Annotated in this window: 3 protein-coding genes; all 3 read left to right on the top strand. The window is 64.5% G+C overall.

Annotated elements, in window-relative coordinates; all coding sequences use genetic code 11:
• The first annotated feature begins 129 nt into the window (after positions 1-129).
• From ACWRN3_RS15445 to ACWRN3_RS15455, 3 genes are read left to right on the top strand one after another with little or no spacing between them, the layout of a single operon-like run.
• Positions 130-2,172: an alpha-1,4-glucan--maltose-1-phosphate maltosyltransferase gene (locus tag ACWRN3_RS15445; RefSeq protein WP_324645220.1), complete on the top strand. Its 2,043-nt coding sequence runs from the start codon at positions 130-132 to the stop codon at positions 2,170-2,172.
• A complete protein-coding gene (gene treS, locus ACWRN3_RS15450) occupies positions 2,169-3,962 on the top strand; it encodes a maltose alpha-D-glucosyltransferase (RefSeq protein ID WP_476741206.1) in 1,794 nt (597 codons plus the stop codon). The genes ACWRN3_RS15445 and treS overlap by 4 nt, the downstream gene beginning before the upstream one ends.
• A gap of 1 nt (position 3,963) precedes the next feature.
• Positions 3,964-7,662: a 1,4-alpha-glucan branching enzyme gene (locus tag ACWRN3_RS15455; protein WP_476741207.1), complete on the top strand. Its 3,699-nt coding sequence runs from the start codon at positions 3,964-3,966 to the stop codon at positions 7,660-7,662.
• Positions 7,663-8,003 lie beyond the last annotated feature (341 nt).

Consider the following 8,003-nt stretch of genomic DNA (forward strand, 5'->3'; position numbering starts at 1 on the left):
TGACAGGGGCATGAAGAAATTAGGCCGCGGCACGGCGATTTTAGGGAGCAGGCTTAGCAATCCGGGTCATTTCTCGCTAACGTCGAGCCTGTGACGACTAACTCAGGAACCAGTGCCGCATCCACCAAAATGCCCCAGCGCAGTATCACCGAGGACTTGCGGTTTGGGCGTTTTCCCATCACTGCCGTGCAGCCCGTCGTCGAGGGCGGCAGATTCCCGGCCAAGGCCCTGCCCGGCGAAGCCATCGTTGTGGGCGCCACCGCCTTCCGCGAAGGGCATGACCAGCTCGGCGTCAGCGCCGTGCTCCTTGACCCCTCCGGTGCCGAGCGCCAGCGCGTCCGCCTTGCGCCGCCCCGCGGGGAACGTGGCATGGGCACGGACCGCTGGGAAGGGGTGCTCACGCCGTCGGAAACGGGGAACTGGTCCTTTGTGATCGAAGCCTGGCACGACCGCTACGGCACCTGGCACCACAACGCCGAGGTGAAGATCGACGCCGGAGTCGACGTCGAACTCATGCTCGCCGAAGGTGCCAAACTGCTGGGCGAAGCGTCCGCGGAGGACTTCAGGGACGAGGTGGACCGGGCAGCCCTGCGGCATGCCTCAGAGGTCCTGGGCGACCAGTCCCGGAGCACGGAGGAACGGCTCGGGGCCGGGTTCAGCCAGGAAATCGCGGACATCGTGGCCCGCCAGCCCATCCGGGAACTGGTCACCGTTTCTGAAAAATACCCCCTCCTGGTGGAGCGGGACCGCGCCGGGCGGGGCGCCTGGTACGAGTTCTTCCCCCGGTCCGAAGGCGCCGTCAAGGACCACAACACCGGCGCCTGGACGTCAGGCAACTTCCGCACCGCCGCCAAACGGCTGGACGCCGTGGCAGCCATGGGCTTCGACGTCCTCTACATGCCCCCCATCCACCCGATTGGCGTGCAGTTCCGCAAAGGACCCAACAACACCCTGGTGGCCGGCCCCAATGATCCCGGCTCACCCTGGGCCATCGGAGCCAAGGAAGGGGGCCACGACGCCATCCACCCCGACCTCGGATCCTTCGAGGACTTCGATGCCTTCGTGGCGCGTGCCAACGAACTGGGCCTGGAGGTAGCCCTGGACCTGGCACTCCAGGCCGCCCCGGACCACCCGTGGGTGCAGTCCCATCCCGAATGGTTCACCACCAGGGTGGACGGCAGCATTGCCTACGCCGAAAACCCGCCGAAGAAGTACCAGGACATCTATCCGCTCAATTTCGATAATGATCCGGAAGGACTTTCCCGGGAAATTCTGCGGATCGTTCTGTTGTGGGTCAGCCACGGCGTAAAGATTTTCCGCGTGGATAATCCGCACACCAAACCGGTGTGGTTCTGGGAATGGCTCATTGCGGAAGTGGAAAAAGCCGAACCCGGTGTTGTGTTCCTGGCCGAAGCCTTTACCCGCCCCGCCATGATGCACGCCCTGGGCAGGGCCGGCTTCCAGCAGTCCTACACGTACTTCACGTGGCGCAACACCAAGAAGGAAATCGCGACCTACTTCGAGGAAGTCAGCCACGAATCACCGGCGTTCTTCCGGCCCAACTTCTTCGTTAACACCCCGGACATCCTCACGGAATACCTGCAGTACGGCGGACCGGCGGCGTTCCGGATCAGGGCCGTCCTGGCCTCCACCGGAAGCCCGCTCTGGGGCGTCTACGCCGGGTATGAACTGTTCGAACACGTTGCCCGGCCCGGCGCGGAGGAGTACATCGACAACGAGAAGTTCGAGTACAAGGCCCGCGACTGGGACGCCGCCGCCGAGTCCGGACGCACGCTGGCCCCCTACATCACCAGGCTGAACCACATCCGGCGGGACCACCCCGCGCTGCTGGACCTGCAGAACCTGACGGTCCACCAGAGCACCGATGACTCCACTGTTGTCTACTCGAAGCACAAGACCCTTCCCGACGGCTCCAAGGACACCATCATCGTGGTGGTCAACGTGGACCCGCACGTTACGAAGGAATGCAGCGTCTCCCTGGACCTGGCGGCCCTTGAACTGGACCCCCAGGACATCACCCCGGGCGGCGGCTTCTATGTGGATGACCTCATCTCCGGCCAAAGCTGGGAGTGGGGCGAGTTCAACTACGTACGGCTTGATCCGCACGTGGAGCCCGCCCACATCCTGAGCGTGAGGAGAATGCATCAGTGAGTTTCAACCCGCAAAGTTCCGGCCACTTCACTCCCAAGAGCACGTTCGAGCTAAATGCGCCTGGCCTTCAGCATGACCCTTTGTGGTACCGCAAGGCAGTGTTCTACGAAGTACTGGTCCGGGCGTTTGCGGATGCCAACGGCGATGGGTCCGGGGATTTCTCCGGACTCATCGACCGGTTGGACTACTTGCAGTGGCTGGGCGTTGATTGCCTCTGGCTGCCTCCGTTCTTCCAGTCACCGCTGCGGGACGGCGGCTACGACATCTCCGACTACAACTCAGTCCTGGATGAATTCGGCACCATCAGCGACTTCAAGCGGCTCGTGGCAGAAGCCCATGCCCGCGGCGTCCGGGTGATCATCGACCTCCCGCTGAACCACACCTCTGACCAGCACCCCTGGTTCCAGGAATCCCGGAAGGATACGGATGGTCCCTTCGGCGACTTCTATGTCTGGAGCGACACGGATGAGAAGTACCAGGACGCACGCATCATCTTCGTTGACACGGAGGAATCGAACTGGACGTTCGATCCCATCCGCCGGCAGTTCTTTTGGCACCGGTTCTTCAGCCACCAGCCGGACCTGAACTTCGAAAATCCCAAGGTGATCGAGGCCGTCTTCGATGTAGTCCGGTTCTGGCTGGACCAGGGGATTGACGGTTTCCGGGCGGACGCCATTCCCTACCTCTTCGAGGAGGAGGGCACCAACTGCGAAAACCTTCCGGCCACCCACGAGTTCCTCCGCCGGCTGCGGGAAATGGTGGATGAACGCTACCCCGGCCGCGTGATCATCGCCGAAGCGAACCAGCCGCCCAACGAGGTGGTGGAATACTTCGGCACCGTCGATGAACCCGAGTGCCACATGGCCTTCCACTTCCCCATCATGCCCCGGCTGTACTACGCGCTGCGCGACCAAAAGGCAGCGCCCATCATCGAAACCATGCGCGACACCCCGGACATCCCCGAGGGCGCGCAGTGGGGCACGTTCCTCCGCAACCACGACGAGCTGACCCTGGAAATGGTCACCGCCGATGAGCGCGCGGCAATGCTGGGCTGGTATGCCCCGGACCCACGCATGCGCGCCAACATCGGCATCCGCCGCCGGCTGGCACCCCTGCTCGATAACTCGCGGGCCGAAATCGAACTGATCAACGCGCTCCTGCTCTCCCTGCCGGGCAGCCCGTTCCTGTACTACGGAGACGAGATCGGCATGGGGGACAACATCTGGCTCGAGGACCGGGATGCCGTCCGCACCCCCATGCAGTGGAACCCGGACCGGAACGCCGGCTTTTCCCATGCCGACCCCGGCAAGCTGTACCTGCCGCCCATCCAGTCCCTGGTGTACAACTACGCCATGGCCAATGTCGAAGCCGAGGCTGCCCACTCCGGGTCCCTGCTGCGCTGGACCCGGCAGATCCTCAGCGTCCGCAAGAACCATCCCGCGTTCGGACTGGGCGGCTTCAAGCATGTGGAAGCAGACCACGATGCCGTCCTGGCGTACCTGCGCGAGCTGCCGGCCAGCAACCCTGACGGTGCCGACGCCGAGACCATCCTGTGCGCCTTCAACCTCTCCCAGCACCCGGTCGCTGCCACGCTCCGGATTCCTGAATATGCCGGCCGGGGGCTCCGCGATGTGTTTGGCGGACAGATCTTCCCCGGCATCGGCGACGACGGCACCCTTACCCTGACCATCGGAAGCCACGATTTCTTCTGGCTTCGGATGCGGTCGGCGGGGTCGAACCCATCGTCGCCCTACACCCAGGCCATGCCCATCCTGTCGATAGAGAACTGAGATGAACCAGCCAATCCTCACTCCCGCCCTCACCGCGCTGCTCAAGGAATGGCTGCCGCAGCAGCGTTGGTTCCCGGTCAAAACCCCCGATTTCGCCATTTCCCAGGCCGGCAGCCTGGGACTGGCGGACCCCAGCGGACACGCGGCGCTTGCCGTGTTCCTCCTCAACGTCACCACCCAGGGGCCCGACGGCGGCAAGCGCACCGCCGTCGTCCAGGTTCCCTTGAGCTTCCGGCCGGCACCGGCAGGGGGCATGGAGCGTGCGCTGGTGGGGGAAGCGGCCGGAATGGATCCCACCCGCCCCTGGGTTTACGACGCCGTCCACGACCCCGACTTCGTGGGCGCGTGGCTGGAGCTCATCCGGCAGGAGGGGAGAGCGGACAGCGGCACCGCGACGGGATTCCGCGTCGAGGGACCGTACCGCCTGCCCACTGCGAAGGGTGTCGTGAAGGTGCTCTCCGGCGAGCAGTCCAACAGTTCCGTCATTGTGGACGACGGCGAATCGGCCGCCATGGTGAAATTCTTCCGGGTCCTGTCTGACGGGACCAACCCGGAGATCGAGGTGGGAGCGGCGCTGACGAAGGCAGGAACTTCGGAAGTCCCTGCCACCCTTGGCTGGGTCCGGGGCGAGTGGCTGGGGCACGGCAACCACGCCTCCAGCGGCACCGGCCAGGGTACCCGGTACGTCCAGGGTGAGCTTGCGGTGGCCCACGAATTCCTCGCCGGTGGCCGCGATGCCTGGCGGCTGGCAGTGGACGCAGCCCGCTCCGGCACGGACTTCACGGCAGAAGCAAGGGCCCTGGGCGCTGCCACCGCTACAGTGCACAAACGCTTGGCGGAAGCCCTCGGGACGTCCGCCGGCTCTGCACCCGGCAAGGGAGCAGGACCCGCTGTTGCACAGCGCGTCAGGAACGCCTGGGCGGAAGCGCGGGCCGCCGTCGGGCCTTACGACGATGCCCTGGACGCCCTGCTGGCTGACCTGGACAAGGTTCCCGACGCGCCCCTGCAGCGCATCCACGGCGACCTCCACCTGGGCCAGATCCTCCAGGTCACCGGCCAGTCCGGCGACGAGTCGCGCTGGGCCCTCCTGGACTTCGAGGGCGAGCCCCTGCGACCCATCGCCGAACGGAACGTCCCGGACGTGCCCCTGCGCGACGTCGTCGGCATGCTGCGGTCCTTCGACTACGCCGCCGGAGCAGCCCAGCGCGAGCAGGAGGGAGCCCAGGTTCCGGACAGCTGGGTTGACGACTGCTCTGACGCCTTCCTGGCAGGGTATGCCGGGGTCATTCCCGGAACGGTGGACCGAACCTCACCACTGTTTGTGGCATTGTGGCTGGACAAGGCACTGTACGAAGTTGTTTATGAAATGCGAAACAGGCCCGACTGGGTGGCGATTCCCGTAAACGCCTCCAGGCGGCTCCTGGGCAGCAACGGTGCCGGCGACTCCGCCGGTGCAGCATCGGAAGGTAACGAAATGACAGGCTCAGCACGAACTGACCGCCCGGGGGTGCCCCTGCCCGTGGATGAAGGCACCCTGGGCAGGATCGCGAACGGTGAACACCACGCCCCCCACTCCGTCCTGGGCGCGCACCTGGACGACTACGGGCACGTCACCATCCGGACCGTGAAGCACCTCGCCGAAGCAATCTCCGTAGTCACGCAGGCCGGAGAGGTTCCCATGGAGCACGAGGCCCACGGAGTGTGGGTTGCGGTGCTGGATCCGCTGGAGCAGGGCCATGTTCCCGACTACCGGCTCTCGGTCACCTACCCGGGCAAGGACCCGGTGACCGTTGACGAGCCCTACCGCTACCTGCCCACAGTGGGCGAAGTGGACCTGCACCTCATCGGCGAAGGCCGGCACGAGAAACTGTGGCAGGTGCTTGGCGCCCACGTCCAGCACTACAAGTCAACGCTCGGAGACGTCAACGGTGTGTCCTTTGCCGTGTGGGCCCCCAACGCGCAGGCCGTCCGCGTCAAGGGTGACTTCAACGCCTGGGACGGACGGGAACACTCCCTGCGCTCGCTGGGTTCCTCCGGCGTTTGGGAGGTGTTCATTCCCGGTGTCACCGCCGGCGCCTGCTACAAATACGAGATCCTGACGCGGGGCGGTTACTGGGTTGAAAAGGCAGACCCACTGGCTTTCGGTACCGAAGTGCCTCCGCTGACTGCCTCCAGGGTGGTGGAACCCTCCTACGCCTTCAAGGATGACGAATGGATGGAAGCGCGGGCCAAGCGCGACCCCCACAACTCGGCCATGAGCGTCTATGAAGTGCACCTCGGGTCGTGGCGCCTGGGCCTTGGCTACCGCGAACTCGCCAAGGAACTGGTGGAGTACGTCAAGTGGCTCGGGTTCACGCACGTGGAATTCATGCCCGTCGCGGAGCACCCGTTCGGCGGTTCCTGGGGCTACCAGGTCACGTCCTATTTCGCGCCCACGTCCAGGTTCGGACATCCGGATGAGTTCCGCTACCTGGTGGATTCCCTCCACCAGGCAGGCATCGGCGTCCTGCTGGACTGGGTACCGGCGCACTTCCCGAAGGACGCCTGGGCGCTGGCCCAGTTCGACGGGGAGCCCCTTTACGAACACGCAGACCCTGCCCTTGGCGAACACCCCGACTGGGGCACCCTGATCTTCGATTTTGGCCGCACCGAGGTCCGTAACTTCCTGGTGGCCAATGCCCTCTACTGGCTGGAGGAATTCCACATCGATGGCCTGCGCGTGGACGCGGTGGCCTCCATGCTCTACCTGGACTACTCACGCCAGGAAGGACAGTGGCGGCCCAACCGCTTCGGCGGCAGGGAAAACCTGGAAGCCATCTCCTTCCTGCAGGAAGTCAACGCCACCGTCTACAAGACGCACCCCGGTGCTGTCATGATCGCGGAAGAATCCACGGCGTTTCCGGGCGTTACCGCCCCCACCAGCCACGGTGGCCTGGGCTTCGGCCTGAAGTGGAACATGGGCTGGATGCACGATTCCCTCAAGTACATCTCCGAGGACCCTTACAACCGCAGGTGGCACCACGGCACGGTGACGTTCTCCCTGGTCTACGCCTTCACGGAGAACTTCCTGCTGCCCATCAGCCACGACGAGGTTGTCCACGGCAAGGGCTCCATGCTCCGCAAGATGCCCGGTGACCGCTGGCAGCAGTTGGCGAACCTCCGCGCCTTCTTTGCCTACCAGTGGGCGCACCCCGGCAAGCAGCTCATCTTCATGGGCACCGAGTTCGGCCAGGAAGCCGAGTGGTCTGAACAGCACGGCCTGGATTGGTGGCTCGCGGATATCCCTGCACACAGGGGACTGCAGCTGCTGACCAAGGACCTCAACGAGCTGTACGCGTCCACCCCTGCGCTGTACACGCAGGACAACGTTCCCGCCGGTTTCCAGTGGATCAACGGTGGCGACGCGGACCGCAACGTCCTGTCCTTCATCAGGTGGGACGCCGACGGCAACCCGGTTGTCTGCGCCATCAACTTCTCCGGTGCCCCGCATGTCGGCTACACCCTGGGTGTCCCCACCGCCGGGGCCTGGACCGAGGTCCTGAACACCGACCACACCACTTACGGCGGATCCGGTGTGCTCAACGACGGCGAGCTGAAGGCAGTGGACGAAGGACAGGACGGACAGCCGGCGACACTGACTGTCACGCTGCCTCCGCTCGGGGCGTCCTACTTCAAACCAGGAGCATCAACGGCCGGCTGACCCGCCAGGGCGGTCATCCACAAAAGGCCCGGAATCCGCGTGATTCCGGGCCTTTCGGCTGCCTACAGGAGGCCACGTGGGGGCGGACTGGCGATCCGGGAGGAGTGGTGGTAGAGTTTATTTCCGCGCTGCTCCACGGAGTCAGACGGAAAACCGACCCCCAAGCATATGCTGAGGATGGTCGCGGACGCCGGTTTGACACGCAGGAAACCAGCGGGTAAGTTTGAAAAGTTGCTCCGGAGCGATCCTGAACGTTGGTTTGGGTGGTGCCGGGTGTGTCTGTTGTTTGAGAACTCAATAGTGTGCCAAGTTTGTTGATACCGATTATGTATGTAATTGGT

Source organism: Pseudarthrobacter sp. rb (assembly GCF_056389225.1).